The following is a 16170-nucleotide window of genomic DNA, read 5'->3' on the forward strand; positions in this document are numbered from 1 at the left end:
GAAGTCTTCCGCCTGAGTACTCGCGATCTGAAACGACGGCAACCATTCTTTCTGACCTCCGAAGGGCACGCGGGTGGGATTAAACCCCGGGTACCGCGACCCAGTGCCTCTGTCGGAGTTCATCAGCGTGCGCACGCTCGGCGAATGACTTGCCCGCTGCCCGTGTCGGCGCGCTCATTACAATGTCGCCCATGGCCACTTTCGACGCCTCCCGCATGCTCTCCTTCGACCTGGAGACCACCTCCGCCAACCCGCGCGAGGCCCGTGTGGTCACCTCTGCGATCGTGCGTATCGACGGCTCCGAGGTCGACGCCAACGAAACCCTCGCCGACCCCGGGGTGGAGATCCCCGAGGAGGCCGCGAAGGTGCACGGCATCACCACCGAGAAGGCCCGCGCGGAGGGACGCGACCACGACGAGGTGGTGCGCGAGACCGTGGAGGCGATCAAGCAGGGCTGGGAGGACGGCCTGACCCTGGTGGTGTTCAACGCCCCCTACGACCTGACGGTGCTGCGCCAGCTCACCGGGGACTTCACGGTCACCGGCCCGGTGTTCGACCCCCTGCTGATCGACCGTGCCAAGGACCGCTACCGCAAAGGCCCGCGCAACCTGACGTCGATGTGCGAGCACTACGGCGTGCGGCTGGACAACGCGCACGAGGCCACCGCCGACGCGTTCGCCGCCGCGCGCGTGGCGTGGATGCAGGTACGCAAGCTCTACCCGGAGCTTGCCCAGATGGACGCCGGCGAGCTCATGGAGTACCAGGCGGTGCAGTACTTCACGCTGCAGGAGGACCGGAAGCGCTATTTCGAGTCCCAAGGCCGCGACGCCTCGAACGTGCTGCCCGGCTGGCCCATGCTCGGCTAGTTCTGGGCTAGTTGAGCGCAAGCTCCGCGCGCAGCTTCTCGGCGAAGTTGTGCAGACCCCGGTTGTCGCCCTCGGATTCGACCGAGTACGTCTCCCCCGACTTCGTCTTCACCACCATTGCGCCCGACTCGCTGATGATCACGTCGGCGATGCTGGCGGCGTCGAGCTCTGTGGTCTCTTTCTTCTCCACCAGGCGCAGCGTCTGCCCGTCAAAATCGGCCTCGCGCTTGCCCGACAAAAGCCCAAACGCGGCGAAGAACGCGATGCCGATGGCAATGCCGAAAATCATGTCGTCCATCATGAGGCCGAAGACGACGAAGAACATCACGCCGAAAACGATCCCTGTGGAGAGGTCGGCCTTCTTCTTGTCCCAGTGCAGCGGTGCGCTCATGCCTCCACTGTAAGTGCCTCGGCCATCTCCCGAGCCGCCCGGTAGTTCGCCGCGCTGTCCACCAGTGTGGCGGCCGGCTCGGCGTAGACGTCCACGGTCGTGGTGGCCGGGTCGATCTGCAGCTCGTCGAAGAGGTTGTACAGCTCGCGTGGGGCCATCACCGGAATCGCGATGCGTGTGCCGGCGTCCAACAGCCGGGCCAGCGCGTCTTTGTCGGCGCGGCGCGGGTCGCAGGTCAGCCACGGGACGTCGACAAGCTTGGGCGTATGCAGCAGGTGCTCGCCGAAGCGCGCGAGTGTCTCCCCCGGCTCGGGGATCGCGCGGATGGTCTCGAAGTCGGTGGTGCCTTGCAGCGTGCCAGCGACGACCTCGGGCAGGCGCGGCTCGTCAAGCTGCAGCACGCTTTTGCCAAATCGCTTCTCGACGTCCCTCCGGTGCCCCACGCACACCTCCAACAGCGCGTCCGTGAGGTCGCGAAGCGCGCCAGGGTCGGTGATCATGCGGTGGCCGTTGGCCATCTCAATCTCGGCGGCGAGCGTGAACGGGCCCGCCAGCTGCACCTTCACGGTGTCTGCTTTGCCGTGCCAGAGCTCCTCGAGGTGGTCGAGGTCGCGCTCCATGCGGTCCGCATCCTTGCTCGCCCGTGCCGCCACGCGCCAGCCGCGGGGCCCGCGCGCCACAGGGATTTCCAGCATCGCGGCGGTGCGGCCGATCAGGTCCGAGCCGGCGCCACGGTCCGGCAGCTGCGGGACGTGCGGCAGCGGCGACTCGGAGAGCACCACGTCCGCGGCTTGCGCGAGGTCGGTGCCGGGCAGAGGCCCGAGGCCGAACGCTGTGGGAGGAAGTGTTGTCACGGAGCCGATGTTACGCAGTGGCGCAGATGGTTCCGGAGCCCAGCACGATGTCGCCCAAACCGTCCGGGTCCGGCAGGTAGAGCACCGCAGCCTGGCCGCGCGCCACGCCCTCGAGCGGCTCGTGCAGGGCGAGCGTCATCTGATCGCCGTCGATGCGGGCAGTGCAGGGCACGACCCCGCCGTGGGCGCGGATTTGCACGTTGGCCTCGAACTCGCCCTCCATCGCCGGGTGCAGCACCTTCAGGCGGTCGGCGGTGATCTCGTGGACCTTCAGCGCCTCGCGAGGGCCGACGGTGACCGTGCCGGTGGTGGTGTCCACGTCGGTGACGTAGCGCGGCTTGCCGTCTTCCGCAGGCACACGGATATTCAGTCCCTTGCGCTGGCCGATCGTGTACTGGAACGCGCCGTCGTGTTCCTTCAGCTCGCGGCCCTCGGTGTCCTTGATCATGCCGGGGCGCATGCCGATGGAACGGCCCAAAAACGCCTGCGTACTGCCGTCTGGGATGAAGCAAATGTCGTAGGAGTCTGGCTTGGACGCGGTGGCGAACCCGTGGCGGGCCGCCTCCTCGCGGATCTGCGGCTTTTCAGTATCCCCTACAGGGAAGATGCAGCGGTCCAGCTCGTCGCGCGTGAGCACGCCGAGCACGTAGGACTGGTCTTTCTTCGGGTCGGTGGATCGGCGGAGGTTTCCTTGGTCGTCGATAATTGCGTAGTGCCCGGTGGCGATCGCGTCGAAGCCCAAGGTCACCGCGCGGTCGAGCAGTGCCGCGAACTTGATCTTCTCGTTGCAGCGCAGGCACGGGTTGGGGGTCTCGCCGTGCTCGTAGGACCACACGAAGTTGTCGATGACCTCTTCTTTAAAGCGGTCAGAGAAGTCCCACACGTAAAACGGGATACCCAGGTGGTCGCACACGCGGCGCGCGTCGGCGGAGTCCTCCAGGGAACAGCAGCCGCGGGCAGACTCGCGCGTCTGCTGCGCGTCCTTGCTCAGTGCAAGGTGCACGCCGACAACGTCGTGGCCCGCCTCCACCAGGCGCGCAGCAGCGACAGAGGAGTCCACTCCCCCGCTCATGGCCGCCAATACTCGCATGTCGGCGCAGTGTAGTCCCGTGAAGGCGAAAGGTGAAACGTCCGGCTGGTCGCGTGGAAACACCCCCTCGACATATACCCCCCTGGGGTATTAAGGTGGAAGACGGCCGTCGTGCTAGGGCCCCCGGCACGGCCGAACCGACCACAACGATGAACTGCAACGAGAGGACAGAACCATGAACGACAGACACGCCCACTCCAGCACCGAACCCGGTGGGCACGCCAGCCATCACGAACACAGCAACCACGGAGGCCCTGCCGGCCACAACCACACAGAGCACGCGGGCCACGGAGAACATGGAGGCCATGGCCACGCAGGCCACGGCGATCACGTAGCCCAGTTCCGCAGGCTCTTCTGGATCATGCTGGTTCTCGCGATCCCGGTCGTCGGATTTAGCGAAACCTTCGCCCACCTCATCGGCTACCAGCTACCTGACGCGGAATGGACCCGCTGGATCTCGCCGCTCCTGGGCACGGTCATTTACTTCTGGGGAGGTCGCCCGTTCTTGACGGGTGCTGTCTCCGAGATCCGCTCACGAAAACCCGGCATGATGCTGCTGATCGCCCTGGCGATCACGGTCGCTTTCGTCTCCTCCTGGGGTGCGAGCCTGAACTTGCTGGACCGCGAGCTGAATTTCTGGTGGGAACTGGCGCTGCTGGTGGTCATCATGCTGCTGGGGCACTGGATCGAGATGCGCTCCCTCGCCCAGACCACCTCGGCCCTGGATTCGCTCGCCGCACTTCTGCCCGACGAGGCCGAGAAGATCGACGGCGACGAAGTAGTGAAGGTCACCCCGGCGGATCTTGAGGTCGGCGATGTCGTGATCGTGCGGCCCGGCGCGTCCGTGCCTGCCGACGGCATAATCGTCGACGGCAGCGCCAGCATGGACGAGTCGATGGTCACCGGTGAGTCGAAAACGGTGCGGCGCGGTGAGGGCGAGCACGTGGTCGCTGGCACCATCGCGACAGACTCGGGTCTGCGCATCGAGGTCACAGCCACGGGTGGCGACACCGCGTTGGCCGGCATTCAAAAGCTCGTCACCGATGCGCAAGAATCGTCATCGCGGGCGCAGCGCCTCGCAGACAAGGCCGCCGCGTGGTTGTTCTGGTTCACCCTCGGCGCCGCCATTCTGACCGCCGTGGTCTGGACCGTCGTCGGCATGCCAAACGACGCCGTAGTGCGCACCATTACGGTGCTCGTCATCGCCTGCCCTCACGCCCTAGGTCTCGCAATCCCGCTGGTCGTCTCGATTGCGACTGAGCGCGCCGCCCGCGGCGGGGTACTGATCAAGGATCGGCTCGCTCTCGAATCCATGCGCACCGTCGACGCCGTGTTGTTCGACAAGACCGGCACCCTCACCAAAGGCGAACCCACCGTCACCGCGATCGACACCATCAGCGGATATGAGGAAGCAGACGTGCTCGCGCTGGCAGCGGCCGCCGAGGCGGACAGTGAGCACCCACTCGCTCGCGCCATCACCGGTGCGGCGAAGACCCGTGACGTGGCTGTGCCGAGTGCCAGCGACTTCTCCTCGTCGCCAGCTGTGGGCGTGAAGGCAACTGTTGACGGTGAGGTAATCGAGGTCGGCGGCCCCTACCTGCTTGAGAAGCATTCCGCCGAAGAGCTCCCCATCGCAGACGAGTGGCGAAAGGAGGGCGCGATCATTCTCCACGTCCTCGCCGACGGCGAAGTGATCGGAGCACTCCGGCTTGCCGACGAGATCCGCCCCGAGTCCCGCGACGCCGTCGACGCACTGCACTCTGCGGGCGCCCAGGTCGTCATGATCACCGGCGACGCGCAGGCCGTCGCGGACACCGTAGCCAAGGACCTGGGCATTGACCGGGTCTTCGCGGGTGTGCGTCCCGAGCACAAGGCCGCGAAAGTCAAGGAACTGCAAGGCGAGGGCCACAAGGTCGCCATGGTAGGCGACGGCGTCAACGACGCCCCCGCGCTGGCCCAGGCCGATGTCGGCATCGCGATCGGTGCCGGCACAGACGTGGCCATCGGCTCGGCGGGCGTCGTCCTGGCAAGCTCCGACCCGCGATCGGTGCTCTCGGTCATCGAGCTCTCCCGTGCGACCTACCGGAAGATGAAGCAGAACCTGTGGTGGGCGGCCGGCTACAACCTGCTGTCCGTTCCGCTGGCTGCCGGTATCCTCGCCCCAATCGGGTTCGTGATGCCGATGAGCGTCGGCGCAATTCTGATGTCGGCCTCGACCGTCGTCGTGGCGCTGAATGCGCAGCTGCTCCGCCGCCTCGACCTCACCCCGCAGAGCAGCGCCGACCGGATGCTTAACCGGTCCAAGTGACCCGACACCGTCCACACCACTCAGGAGGCCCATGATGAACGACCACGGCTACATCAGCGATAAAGACCGCTACCTCGCCCGGCTCAAACGAATCGAGGGGCAAACCCGCGGTATCCACCGCATGATCGACGAAAACGCCTACTGCATTGACATCCTCACCCAGATCAGTGCGGTCAACGCGGCGCTGAAGGGCGTAGCACTGGGTTTGCTGGACGACCACTTGAAGCACTGTGTTGCCAATGCGATCAGCGACGGGCAGGAAGCCGACGCCAAGATCGAAGAGGCGTCAGCCGCAATCGCGCGAATGGTGAAATCCTAGACAGCCGTGGGAGGACTCGTGCGTCTGTTGCGTGTCCGTACTCAGCGAAAGGTGAAACGTCAGCCTATGTCTGATGGAGGATGCACAGTAAATCCAGCGGAGCGCAATACCTCAGCTGCTTTGGTGGGGTCCCGACGTATTACTGCTTCCGTTTGCTTTTCTACGAATCGGCTACGTCCCTCTTCCACTCGTTCCTCCCACCCCGGCATTGGTTGTGCATCGAACTCTCTAACAACCAATTCCACAACATCCTCTACTGTGACGCGGAATTGCGGGTCACCGAGGGGGAAATGGATATTCTGCTGCTGCGCCGCGGTCTCGTAGCGCCCGCTTCTTGCCAGGAGCAATCCCAGCGGTACAGATTCCGCGTGAAACTGAAAATGACTTGAGGGCTTGTTTCTGGCTTCGCGGTCGAACTCGAACCGAACAATGGGTACAAAGCGTTGCGTAGCTCTAAATTCGACCTTTATCGAGCTTTTCTCGACGGCTACACCGCTCCCGGAACTGCTTGGACGCAGCCGGAACTCGACAGCAAGATGTAATCGATTGCTTCCAGATTTGCCTATTACGAGTTCCTTCGAGATTTTGAACCACGATCGAAGGCTCTCTTTGGAAGTCTCGAAAATTTCGAGTGTGGTCGCCCCTACTAGTGTGCTTTCGAGCAGATCCTGGATTTCCCCGACGAACGTAGTCGCATGTTGTACCCAGGCTGTGTCGGTCAAAGCACTTACCCGTTAAGCATCCACGACAAGGCTTCGTGACGTTCCAGCAGACGTTCTTCGTCGAACTTCAAGGCACCTGCGTCTCGCAGCCTACATAAGACTTCGACGTTGTAGGGCTGTATCTCTTTTTCGATGTTTGCCAATTCCTGAATAATCTCGTCGTTCGAAAGCATTCGGGTAACCGGAGTCGACATTTGCCCTCCTTTCGCGAATATCCCGCAGACGTCGATCCTCTGGATCAGTAGTAGCGATGGTAGCGCAAGACCTTCATTCTTAGGCGTCATACCGCTGTACGACGCGACTGCTCGCGGCAGCCGGCTGGGCCGCCTCGGTGGCCTACCTGCGCGGGACCGACGCGCGCCTCTAGTACCCTCACCTGCCATGGTCGCAAAAAGCGAGTTTTACGAGATCGACACCGGCGTCGCCGAAGTCCTGCACGAACCCGACGGCTCCATGGTGCTGCTGGTCAACGGCGTGCCCAGCTCCCACATCGTCCCCGGCGAGCCGACCCGGCTGGATTTCGAGTACATGCGCTGGATGGCGGACTTCCTCGACTCCGCCTACCCGGAGACAAAGCGGGCCAAGTCGCGCCTGACGCATCTCGGTGGCGGCGCGTGCACCCTCGCCCGCTACTTCGCCGCCGCGTGGCCCGGCTCGCGCAGCACGGTCGTCGAGATCGATTCGGAGCTCGCCGTCCTTGCGCGCGAGCTTTTCGACGTCCCCCGGTCCCCCACCGTGAAAATCCGCGTCGGCGACGCGCGCGAAGTCACCGACGCGTTCAAACCGGCGACGCGTGACGTGATCATCCGCGACGTATTTAGCTCCGCCACCACCCCGCGCAATCTGACGACGGTGGAGTTTTACGCCGCAGCGTGGACGTCGTTAAGCGAAAGCGGCTTCTACGTGGCCAACTGCGGCTCGCACTCGGACCTCAAGGAGGCCAAAGAGGAGCTGGCGGGGATGTTGGAGGTGTTCCCGCACGTCGCGGCAATCGCAGACCCGCCGATGCTCAAGGGCCGCCGCTACGGCAACATCGTGCTCATCGGCGCGGGGTCACCGCTCGAGGCGAGCGATACGCTCACCCGCAACCTGCTCAAGGGCGGGGTGCCGGCGCAGTTCAAGGACGAGGCGTGGTGCCGCCGCCTGGCGACGCAACCTCGGCACGATCCAACCCCCGATCCCGCCGCTTCAGAAACTCCCTGACCACCGCCGCCACGTCGGCGGTTTTCATGTCCGGCAGGTAACAGTTCACCACCGCCAGCCCGATGGAGGCGAGAGCGAGCTCGTCGTCGTAGGCGAGGTTCCAGCTGGTGTGCGTCGGGTGGAACTTGTGCTTCGACGCGGCCAAAGAACGGAAGCCGTAGAGCGGCTCGATGGTCGCGCCCGTCTTGTCCAGGAGGATATCGAGGAACGCCGAAGGCTCGTCTGTACGCGCAAGCGGCGCACCGGACAACGACACCCAACCCAGTCCTTCGCCGCCTGCGACCACCGCCGCCTCCGCGAGGAGAAATTCGATCACGGGGCGGAATCCGTCCGCGTCGCGCCGCATGAAATCTAGCGTGTAGCCGGCCACCGCGCCGTGTTCGTACACGGGGAGCCAGCTGGTCACGCCATGCAGGCGGCCGGACTCGTCGACGGCGAGCAACAATTTGGTGTCCAGATCCCGCAGCTCCTCCAGGCTGCCGAGGGTAAACCCCATCTCGGGCAGCGCCTTGTCCGCCACCCACTGCTCCGACAGCGCAGCGATCTTCTCCCGCATCTCCAGGCTGCACTCCGCCCACGTGGTCCACACCGCGCGCACCCCTTCCTTCCCTGCGCGGTTTCTCGCGGTACGGATGTTCTGGAACTTCTTGCCCTTGAACTCGAGGTTGTCAGTGTACAGCAGCGACTCCTCCGCCACGTGGACGGTGCGGAACCCAGGCCGCGCGAAGTCCTCTGGGACGGAGTACCAGGCCACGCGCCACCCCTGAGAGGCGGCAAATTGCTCGAACTCGCCCGCCACCTCAGCCTGATTACTTCCAGAGACCACCGGCGAGCCGACCGTCACCGCGACATTGTGGGAGACGCGGTACGCCACGTAACCGGCATCGCCGGCGAAGAAGTAGCGGTTGCCTTCCCACAGCCCCATCCATGCGAGGTGGTCGCCGGTGCCGTGGACGAGGATGTCGCGGGCTCGTGCCCGGTCTGCCTCTGCTGCGGGTGACGGAGCCGAAGACAGCACCCGGAACAGCGCCCACAGCGCCGCGCACCAGAACACGACGCCGACCCACTCGTACAGCACCCACGCGCCGGCAGTGTGCGGGAACATGCGGTGCGGCAGCTCGACGGCCACTGCGGGCGGCAAGTACCGCAACGGCAGCTCGAACAGCGTGTTGCGCAGGTTAGCCTCCCCCACGAACCCGTCCGCGAGCAGCAGCGACCCCGCGACCCATGCGGCAGCCGTCGCAAGGAGCGAAATTGCCAGCGGGCGCACGGCACGCCTCCAGTCCGACGCCACGGTGAACTTCCCCCGTGTTGCCACAAGTACGACGATCGACGCCACCCACGGAAGCACGACCAAGGCGCTGTTCGCCGCGCTGACAACGTCGCTCTCCCTACCTGCGACTTGCCCGACCACCACTGCGAGCGACGCCACGCTCAACGCCATGGCTCCCCACCACGCTAGCCTGCGGCCGCGGACGAGCCCGAGCGCCACAACAAGGGCGAGCGCCACCGGCACGACGTTGAGCAGCAGCGGCGCAATCCCGTGGAGTTGGTTGATCGACATCGCCTCCACGCACGAAGCGGCGGTAGGGTCCCCGCACAGTTTGCGCACGTCCTCCGCGTCAAGAGCGGGCTCCCACATGAGCAAGCTTTCCGCGGCGAACGGACCCTGCGCGGCAGGGTTGAGCGCGGTGAGCACCGGGCCGACGGAAACTGCGACGAATCCGGCGGCGACGAGCACTCTTGACTCGCGCAACGACGCGCTGCGCGTCGGCCTGGTGTGGCCCCACACCACTTCCCCGGCGGCCACGCCGGCGATCACGGCGGTGAGCGCGACGACGTCGGAAAGCGTGCCCGAATACAGCACCAGGGTGCCGGTGAGTGTGGCCAGCACCAGGCGCAGCCTCCTGCGCCACAGCACGCCCATGCGCGCCGTGGCGAATGCGAGCGGGCCGATCATCCAGGCGAGTGGAGTGCAGTACACCTCGTTGACCAGGTCGGTACCCCACCTGTTGAATCCGGCTCGTTCGATGGCTGCGCCCACCACGCAGGCGACGGGCATGACCACTGCCTGGGACGACACGGCAGCGACGGCGAAGGCGCGGGAGCCAAGCGCCCGCTCCGCCGGTGCGGCAATCAGCAAAGCGGCAAACGTGGCGTAGACGGCGGCTGCGAGGTTGTTTCCCGTCACGCCGCAGGTGAGCAGGTGCCACAGATGCGCGTCTGCGGGCAGGTCGTAGCCGAGCTGTCCTCGCACAGGAAAGCAGGCCCACAGCGCCACCACCAATGCGAGGGTGAAGGGAATCGTCCGGACAAGTCTCATCGGATGCCTCCCCGCTGCGCCACAAAGTCGAGGTTCTCCCGCAGCGCAACCCGCCATACCTGGTAGCTGTGGCCGCCGGGCAGGGCCGTGTAGGTGGTGTCCATTCCCGCGGCGCGCGCAAGCCTGTTCAAGTGCGGCAGCGCGGTCCGGCTCATGGGGTCGTTTTCGCCGGCGACAAACCGGCCGTGGATGCCTGCGTACTTCTGCGTCCCCGTCGCGCGGATAAGCAGCGTGGAGGGGTTCACCGCCCGGAAAGCGCCCTCGTCGCCGCCGAAGAGTTGGTTCACGGTTTTCTGGTGGCTGCCCACCGACGGCTCAGGTTCCCCGGAGAAGTCGAGGAAGGATCCGAAAGACTGCGGGTTGTTGGTGACTATCTGCAGCGCGCAGGTGCCGCCGTAGCTCAACCCGCCGACGGTCCACTTGGATTGGTCGGGCTCCACCCGGAAGGTCTGCTTCACCACCTCGGGCACGTCGTGTGCGAGGTAGGTCTGCATCTGCGCGTCTGGCCCGTCGATGCACGCCGGGTTGCCGGTGGTCGATCCGGTGCCGTCGGCGCCGACAATAATCGGTGCCTTCCCGTCGTGGTCTTGCTGGAAGTCGTCCGCCGCTTGTGCGGCCTGGCCGTCGGAAAACCATCCGGCTGGCGAACCCGGACTGCCGGAGAGCAGCATCAGCACCGGCAGGTTCGCACCGTGCCAGTAGGCGGGCGGGATGTATGCCACTAGGTCGCGGAACGGGGCCGCAGGCACCGTCACCAACGCGCCGACTTCGCGGCCGTGCAGCTGCGGCGCGGACGTGGTCTTCTGGAATTGCTCGAGCGTCATGTTCACGGTCACCGGCACCGGGTGGAATGCACCGACCGTTGGGTACTGCTGGTACTGCGTGTTCGTACCCAGGTACGCCAGCAGCACTGCGGGCACCGCCACGCACGCCAACAACACCCGCCGCCGCCCGAAGATTAGCGCCGCCAACGCAAACACGCCGACTGCCCAGCTCGCATAGACGGGCGCCGGGATGCCGTCGGGGAACGGCTTCGGCCACACCGAAAGCGCGAAGACCACCGCGCCCATCACCACAACGGTTGCCAGCACCGCCCACAGCGTTCGGCGGCGGAGCCCCAGCAGGGCCAGCACTGCAAAGGCGGCAAGGCCGAGCAGGGCGAAGATCACCACGGCGGCGTCGTGGCCGACCACCGGGATCGATCGAATTGCTTCCACGGTGAGTAGGTTTACTCCCTATGGCGCTCGCGTCCTACATCCCGAGGTGTCTTCCCGACCCCTCCACAGCAACCTCCCAGCCCCACATCGTGGTCGCGCTTCACGGTACCCTCGGCGAGCCTGCCGCTTTCCGCGCACTCGCGGAAGAATTGGCCGTCCAGGGCGTGGGGCTTTTCGCCCCGTTCTACGGGCGCCGGGGCACCCAGCTTCTCGACGTCTGCTCCGCCGAAATCGCCGCACTCGTCATGTCCCTGCCAGAAGACACGACACGGGTCGACATCGTCGGCCACTCCTACGGCGGCCTGGTCGGGCTGCGCGCCCTTGCGGTGCCCGGAGTGCGCGAGCGCGTGCACACGCTTGTCGGCCTTGGCGCGTCCTGGCGCGGCACCGACACCGGCTGGCGTCCGAAATGGCTGGTCCGCCGCGTACTCGGAAAATCGTTCACGCAGCTGGACCAGCACGACACCGCACCTCAGATCCCGGAAGGTGTGAAGGTCGTCTCGATTACCTCCGACGCGGACCGGGTGGTGCCGGCCGCGTCATCGCGTCTGGGCCGCGTGGTGGAAGTGCACGGAGTCGCGCACAATCGCCTGCCGCAGCAGACGGAATCAATCCTGGGTGCGCTCGGCCTTTAGCCCTTGTTCGCTTCCTTCGCGGCGTTGTCCAGCAGGATGAGCAGGTCGCCGATCTGGTAGTCGCCGACCATCATCTTCTGCAGATCCTCAATCGGCAGCTCGCCCTGGCCCGCGAGCGCGCGGACGAGGTTGGCGATGTTGTCTGCGTCGGTCGGGTCGAAGCCGGCGAGACGGGCGGCGTCGATAAGCTGCTGCGCCCCCAGACCGCCCGCGGCGAGCGCGAGAATGGCCACGACGAGCTTGGTGCTGTCTTGCTCGAGCACCGTCAGCTCGCCGGAATCCGGCGCCTGGAACTGTTCCAGCACGCCCCCGCCTGCGCGCAGGTCGCCGGCCGCGAACTGGCCCAGCTGCGCGGCGTTGCCGTTGAAGATGTTCATGTCCACCGGCGTGTTGATGCCCACCACGCGGCCGGAATCGCTGCGCTGCCAGAAGGAAAGCTTGTCCCAGCCGCCGACCGGGGCCGGCGGGCGGTTCTGGTAAGCCGCCAGCCACAGCGGGTACGAGGTGAAGGCGCGGGTATCGTTCATGCGCTCGTACCAGAAGTAGCGGTAGGTGTAGATCATCGGGCGCTTGCCGGTGCGCGCCTCCAGCTCAGAGAGGAACGCCTGCGTCCAGCCCGCCAGCTGCACCGGGCCCAGGCCTTCGTCGACCTCCAGGTCCAGCACGGGCGGAAGCTGGGTCGCCGGGCCGTCGTTGACCACGGAGGCGAAATACCGCGCCTGCGCGACCGGGTCTTCCGCCGGGCGCGCGTAGTGGTAGGCGCCCACCTTCAGCCCGGCGTCAGCTGCGGCCTTGGCGTCTTCGTCGTAGAAGTCGTTCTTCCAGCCGTCGCCCTCGGAGGCCTTCACGTAGGCGAAGTCCTGGCCGCCGACGGTACTCACGGAGCGCCAGTCAATGGCGGCGCCGCCCGGGCGCTGGTGGCCCGCCACGTCCACGCCGGAGACCACGCCCGGGATGGACTGGGCGTCTGCGGGCCCGGTCACCGGGTTGATCACGCTCAGGCCCAAGGCGAGCGCGGTCACGGCGGCGGCTGCGGTACGGATGCGGCGAGAAATCTGCATGACCGACACACTAAACCACTCAAGTCACACACACCACACGCGACACGCGAGTTACAGCGCGCCGGCGGCGCGGGCCCGCTCCACCACCTCCGGGATCGCGGCGAGGAATTTCTCCACGTCCTCGCGCGTGTTCGTCCGCCCCACCGTCACGCGCAGCGCGCCCATCGCCTCGCGCTCGGAAAACCCCATCGCCTCCAGCACGTGGCTCATGCGCAGCACACCGCTGGCGCACGCCGATCCCGCCGACACCTGGATGCCCTGCGCATCCAGCAGCATGATCAGCGCGTCCGCGTTCGCCCCGGGGAACATGAAGTGCGCGTGCCCCGGCAGGCAGGGCTCATGCTTTGCGACGATCACCTCCGGCACCGCCTCTTTCACCCCAGCAATTACCGCATCGCGCAAGTCCGCGATCCGCTGTTGCTCCTGCCCCATCTCTGCGACAGCTTCCTCCAGCGCCGCCGCCGTGGCCGCGGCCGAGGCCACGTCCACCGTGCCGGAGCGGATGCCGCGCTCCTGCCCGCCGCCCAGGATCACCGGCTTCGGCGCCGGCGAACGACGCGCCAGGAGCAGGCCCATACCGCGCGGGCCGCCGAACTTGTGCGCGCTGGCCGCAAGCGTGGCCGCGCCGAGCTCGTGGAAGTCCACCGGAATGTGGCCTACCGCCTGTACCGCGTCCACGTGCACCGGGGTGCCCGCGGCCCCGGCCCGCGCAACCGCCTCGTGCACCGGCTGGATCGCGCCGGTTTCGTTGTTCGCCCACATCACCGCCGACACCGCGGCCGGGGCATCCAGCGCGGCAAGATCCGAAACCACGCCGTCTCGCCCCACCGGCAGCCATTCGGTCTGGCCCAGAGACTTGACTACCTCGAGCACGGCCGGGTGCTCGATCGGGGTGGACACGACGCGGCCACCGCCGGAGGCGTCGTGAAGCCCGCGCACCCCGATGTTGTTCGCCTCGGTGCCGGAGCCGGTGAACACCACCTCCACCGGGTCCGCGCCAAGGGCGGCAGCGATGCGCTCGCGGGCGTCGGCGAGCACCGCGTTCGCCTTGCGCCCGGCGGCGTGCTGGCTGCCGGCGTTGAGCGCTCCTGCGTGCTCCACCCACGCGTCGATGGCGCTTTGGCGCATGGGGGTGGTGGCTGCGTGATCGAGGTAGACCATGCCCCAAAGGTTAGGCGTGCACGCGCGCGCCGCACACATGCGCCACCGCGTCGTCGCCGACGCGCGCGATCACCACGCCCATCTGCCTGTCCCCGCGCAGCTTGAGCTTCTTGCGCAGCTGGTCCGGGTCCACGTCCACCCCGCGCACGAGGATCTCCGCGCTTCCCGCGCCGTGTCCGGCGAGCGTCTTCTTCAGCGCGCGCAGCGGCACCGCCTCGATGAACTCGAAGCCGCTGTACCCCTCTGGGATCGCGTCGCCCGTGGTGTAGGCGATGTGTTCGTCCAGCATGCTCAGCCCGTGGCGCGCCGCCCACTGCCGAACCAGCCCGGCGCGCACGACCGCCCCGTCCGGCTCGATGATCCATTTGCGCGGGCCGGTGACCTTCACCTCGTCCGGCTCGGCGTCAGTGACGCGCTCGTCGAAGTCCCGGAGCACTACTGCTTCTCTGCGAGCTCCGCCCGCCAACCCCGTCGTGTACAGGCACGCCTCCTTGACTCCCCCGTCCACGGACACGACACTGACCAGCCCGTCCCACCCGGAGTAGTCGATGCCCGGCGCGCATTTGACCGCCATCTCGCGGCCTGCGTGCGCGGCCAGCAGGTCCGGCAGCGGCGGCAGGAGCTTCGCCGGGTCCGTGATGCGCTTGCCGCCGGCCCGGCGCGCCGGGTCGGCCACCACTGCCCCGCCCGCGCTCACCGGCGCAAGCGCGTCAGCGCGGGCCAGCCAGGCGTCCGGCCCGAGGTTGTGGCGGGCCATGACCAGGCGGGCGGCGTCCAGGTCAGAGCCGAGCCAACTCATGCCAACCTCGCGGAACGCCGGCGCCTCTGAACCCACCGAGCAGGTCACGTCGTGGACGAACTCCACCCCGGCCGCCGCAATCCGCTGCGCCCTCACACACGCCACGCGCGCCGGGGTGGCCTGCTGGACGGCGTCGGCGTCGGTGAGCCAATCCCCTGGGAACTTCCCCGCCGCCGCGCGCTGGGAGGAGATGAGCACGCTGACCGCGCGAGCGTACTCGCCGAAGCGGGCGTCCAACACCGCGCGGTCGGCGAACACCGACTGCTTGGTCAGCGCCACCTCCGGCGCAACGTCGGCGATCTCCCCGGCGTGCGCCGCCAAAAAGCGGGCTTCTGCAACGCTAAATCCCACCGCGGCGTCCAATCCTGTCCATCGGCGTGAACGAGAAGAAGTCGTGGTAGCGCAGGTCGTCCACCGGGTCGCCCACCACCGGCGACAAGTCCGCGCGCCACGCGGCGGCCAGCGCCTCTTCCGCTCCGTCGAAGCGCGCCACCTCGTTCAGCTGCGCCCACGTCGAGGGCGCCAGGCGCACCAATCCGTGGCGCCAACCCTCCAAGATCAGTTGCGGCGGAAACCAGTTGGCGTCGTCCGCCTCCTCGGTGTTGGAATCCGGCTCCTGACCCTCCGGGTTGGCGGCGACGAAGGTGAAGGTGTCGAACCAGTTGCCGCTTTCAGACTTGCCTACCCACCTCGCGAGCGGTTTGACCAGGTCGGCGCAGACGTTGAGGTTGGACTCGCGGAGCACGTCGGTAAGCGAAAGCTCGTGCGACTCCAGCTTCAGGCGGTGCTCGTGGAAGGGGCGCGCGTCGCCCAGCAGCACGCCGTCGTCGTCCACTGCGAGCAGCGTGCCGGTTTCCTCGAACAGTTCGCGAACCGCCGCGAACAGAAGCGCGTGCGCCTTGTACTTGGTCACGCCCAGCTGGCGGGCCAGGGAAATGGCGGAGCGGCCGAGCCACAGCTCGCCGTCGTCCCACGCGCGCGGCGGAAAATCGCGCGAATCCACCCCGCCGCCGGGAAAGACGGTGATCCCGGGGTAATTCGGCATGGATAACACGCGCTCCTGCATCCACACCTCGAGCCCGTCCGCACCGTCGCGAAGCAGCATCACCGTCGCGGACAGGCGGGCACCTTGAAACCCGCTGCGCTCGTGGACGTCGATGGTGTCGCCGACGTCGTGCGTCAGCACGCCCTGGGTGCGATTCCTTCTCGTGGGCATGGCCG

Annotated in this window: 16 protein-coding genes; 5 read left to right on the plus strand and 11 right to left on the minus strand. The window is 66.8% G+C overall.

Annotated features, from left to right (window positions below; genetic code table 11):
* Positions 1-191: 191 nt before the first annotated feature.
* The gene (locus O5O53_RS10180; protein ID WP_239356211.1) at positions 192-866 is read left to right on the plus strand and encodes a 3'-5' exonuclease; all 675 of its coding nucleotides are present in this window, start codon (positions 192-194) and stop codon (positions 864-866) included.
* A 7-nt stretch (positions 867-873) separates the two neighbouring features.
* Here the strand turns inward: O5O53_RS10180 and O5O53_RS10185 are convergent, their stop codons facing one another.
* From O5O53_RS10185 to mnmA, 3 genes are read right to left on the minus strand one after another with little or no spacing between them, the layout of a single operon-like run.
* A complete protein-coding gene (locus O5O53_RS10185; protein ID WP_239356210.1) occupies positions 874-1257 on the minus strand; it encodes a hypothetical protein in 384 nt (127 codons plus the stop codon).
* Positions 1254-2111, minus strand: a complete 858-nt coding sequence (locus tag O5O53_RS10190) for a uroporphyrinogen decarboxylase/cobalamine-independent methonine synthase family protein (protein WP_269511846.1) — start codon at positions 2109-2111, stop codon at positions 1254-1256. The genes O5O53_RS10185 and O5O53_RS10190 overlap by 4 nt, the downstream gene beginning before the upstream one ends.
* 10 nt (positions 2112-2121) lie before the next feature.
* Positions 2122-3201 (minus strand): tRNA 2-thiouridine(34) synthase MnmA, encoded by a 1080-nt coding sequence (gene mnmA, locus O5O53_RS10195; protein WP_269511848.1) that lies wholly within the window; start codon positions 3199-3201, stop codon positions 2122-2124.
* Between the two features lie 175 nt (positions 3202-3376).
* On the opposite strand from mnmA, the gene O5O53_RS10200 reads away from it, so the two are divergent.
* On the plus strand, positions 3377-5509 hold the full coding sequence (locus O5O53_RS10200; RefSeq protein WP_269511849.1) for a heavy metal translocating P-type ATPase: 2133 nt from the start codon (positions 3377-3379) through the stop codon (positions 5507-5509).
* A gap of 31 nt (positions 5510-5540) precedes the next feature.
* Positions 5541-5828 carry a metal-sensitive transcriptional regulator gene (locus O5O53_RS10205; RefSeq protein ID WP_070844118.1) on the plus strand — a complete coding sequence of 96 codons (288 nt, stop codon included), beginning with the start codon at positions 5541-5543 and terminating at the stop codon, positions 5826-5828.
* Between the two features lie 59 nt (positions 5829-5887).
* On the opposite strand, the gene O5O53_RS10210 is transcribed toward O5O53_RS10205, so the two are convergent.
* Positions 5888-6550: a hypothetical protein gene (locus O5O53_RS10210; RefSeq protein WP_269511851.1), complete on the minus strand. Its 663-nt coding sequence runs from the start codon at positions 6548-6550 to the stop codon at positions 5888-5890.
* Positions 6551-6555: 5 nt separating this feature from the next.
* Positions 6556-6744, minus strand: a complete 189-nt coding sequence (locus tag O5O53_RS10215; RefSeq protein ID WP_269511852.1) for a hypothetical protein — start codon at positions 6742-6744, stop codon at positions 6556-6558.
* Positions 6745-6931: 187 nt separating this feature from the next.
* Between O5O53_RS10215 and O5O53_RS10220 the strand changes: the two genes are divergently transcribed.
* Complete coding sequence (locus tag O5O53_RS10220) at positions 6932-7753, plus strand: spermidine synthase (RefSeq protein WP_269511853.1); 822 nt, start codon at positions 6932-6934, stop codon at positions 7751-7753.
* Here the strand turns inward: O5O53_RS10220 and O5O53_RS10225 are convergent.
* Positions 7668-10076, minus strand: a complete 2409-nt coding sequence (locus tag O5O53_RS10225; protein ID WP_269511854.1) for a bifunctional lysylphosphatidylglycerol flippase/synthetase MprF — start codon at positions 10074-10076, stop codon at positions 7668-7670. The genes O5O53_RS10220 and O5O53_RS10225 overlap by 86 nt on opposite strands.
* The gene (locus tag O5O53_RS10230; protein WP_269511855.1) at positions 10073-11293 is read right to left on the minus strand and encodes an alpha/beta hydrolase; all 1221 of its coding nucleotides are present in this window, start codon (positions 11291-11293) and stop codon (positions 10073-10075) included. The genes O5O53_RS10225 and O5O53_RS10230 overlap by 4 nt, the downstream gene beginning before the upstream one ends.
* 20 nt (positions 11294-11313) lie before the next feature.
* On the opposite strand from O5O53_RS10230, the gene O5O53_RS10235 reads away from it, so the two are divergent.
* Entirely contained in the window at positions 11314-11928 is a 615-nt protein-coding gene (locus tag O5O53_RS10235; RefSeq protein WP_269511856.1) for a PGAP1-like alpha/beta domain-containing protein, read from the plus strand.
* Here O5O53_RS10235 and O5O53_RS10240 read toward each other — a convergent pair.
* Genes O5O53_RS10240 through O5O53_RS10255 form a run of 4 tightly spaced genes read right to left on the minus strand, consistent with a single transcriptional unit; the run spans position 11925 to position 16165 of the window.
* Positions 11925-12989 carry a glycoside hydrolase family 25 protein gene (locus O5O53_RS10240; RefSeq protein WP_269511857.1) on the minus strand — a complete coding sequence of 355 codons (1065 nt, stop codon included), beginning with the start codon at positions 12987-12989 and terminating at the stop codon, positions 11925-11927. The two genes, O5O53_RS10235 and O5O53_RS10240, sit on opposite strands and share 4 nt — an antisense overlap.
* 51 nt (positions 12990-13040) lie before the next feature.
* Positions 13041-14150 (minus strand): cysteine desulfurase family protein, encoded by a 1110-nt coding sequence (locus tag O5O53_RS10245; RefSeq protein WP_269511859.1) that lies wholly within the window; start codon positions 14148-14150, stop codon positions 13041-13043.
* 10 nt (positions 14151-14160) lie between these two features.
* Complete coding sequence (locus O5O53_RS10250; protein WP_269511861.1) at positions 14161-15300, minus strand: THUMP-like domain-containing protein; 1140 nt, start codon at positions 15298-15300, stop codon at positions 14161-14163.
* Complete coding sequence (locus O5O53_RS10255; RefSeq protein ID WP_269511862.1) at positions 15290-16165, minus strand: NUDIX hydrolase; 876 nt, start codon at positions 16163-16165, stop codon at positions 15290-15292. The genes O5O53_RS10250 and O5O53_RS10255 overlap by 11 nt, the downstream gene beginning before the upstream one ends.
* Between the last annotated feature and the right edge of the window lie 5 nt (positions 16166-16170).

It is taken from the genome of Corynebacterium faecium, from assembly GCF_027257105.1.
Lineage (GTDB): Bacteria > Actinomycetota > Actinomycetes > Mycobacteriales > Mycobacteriaceae > Corynebacterium > Corynebacterium lehmanniae.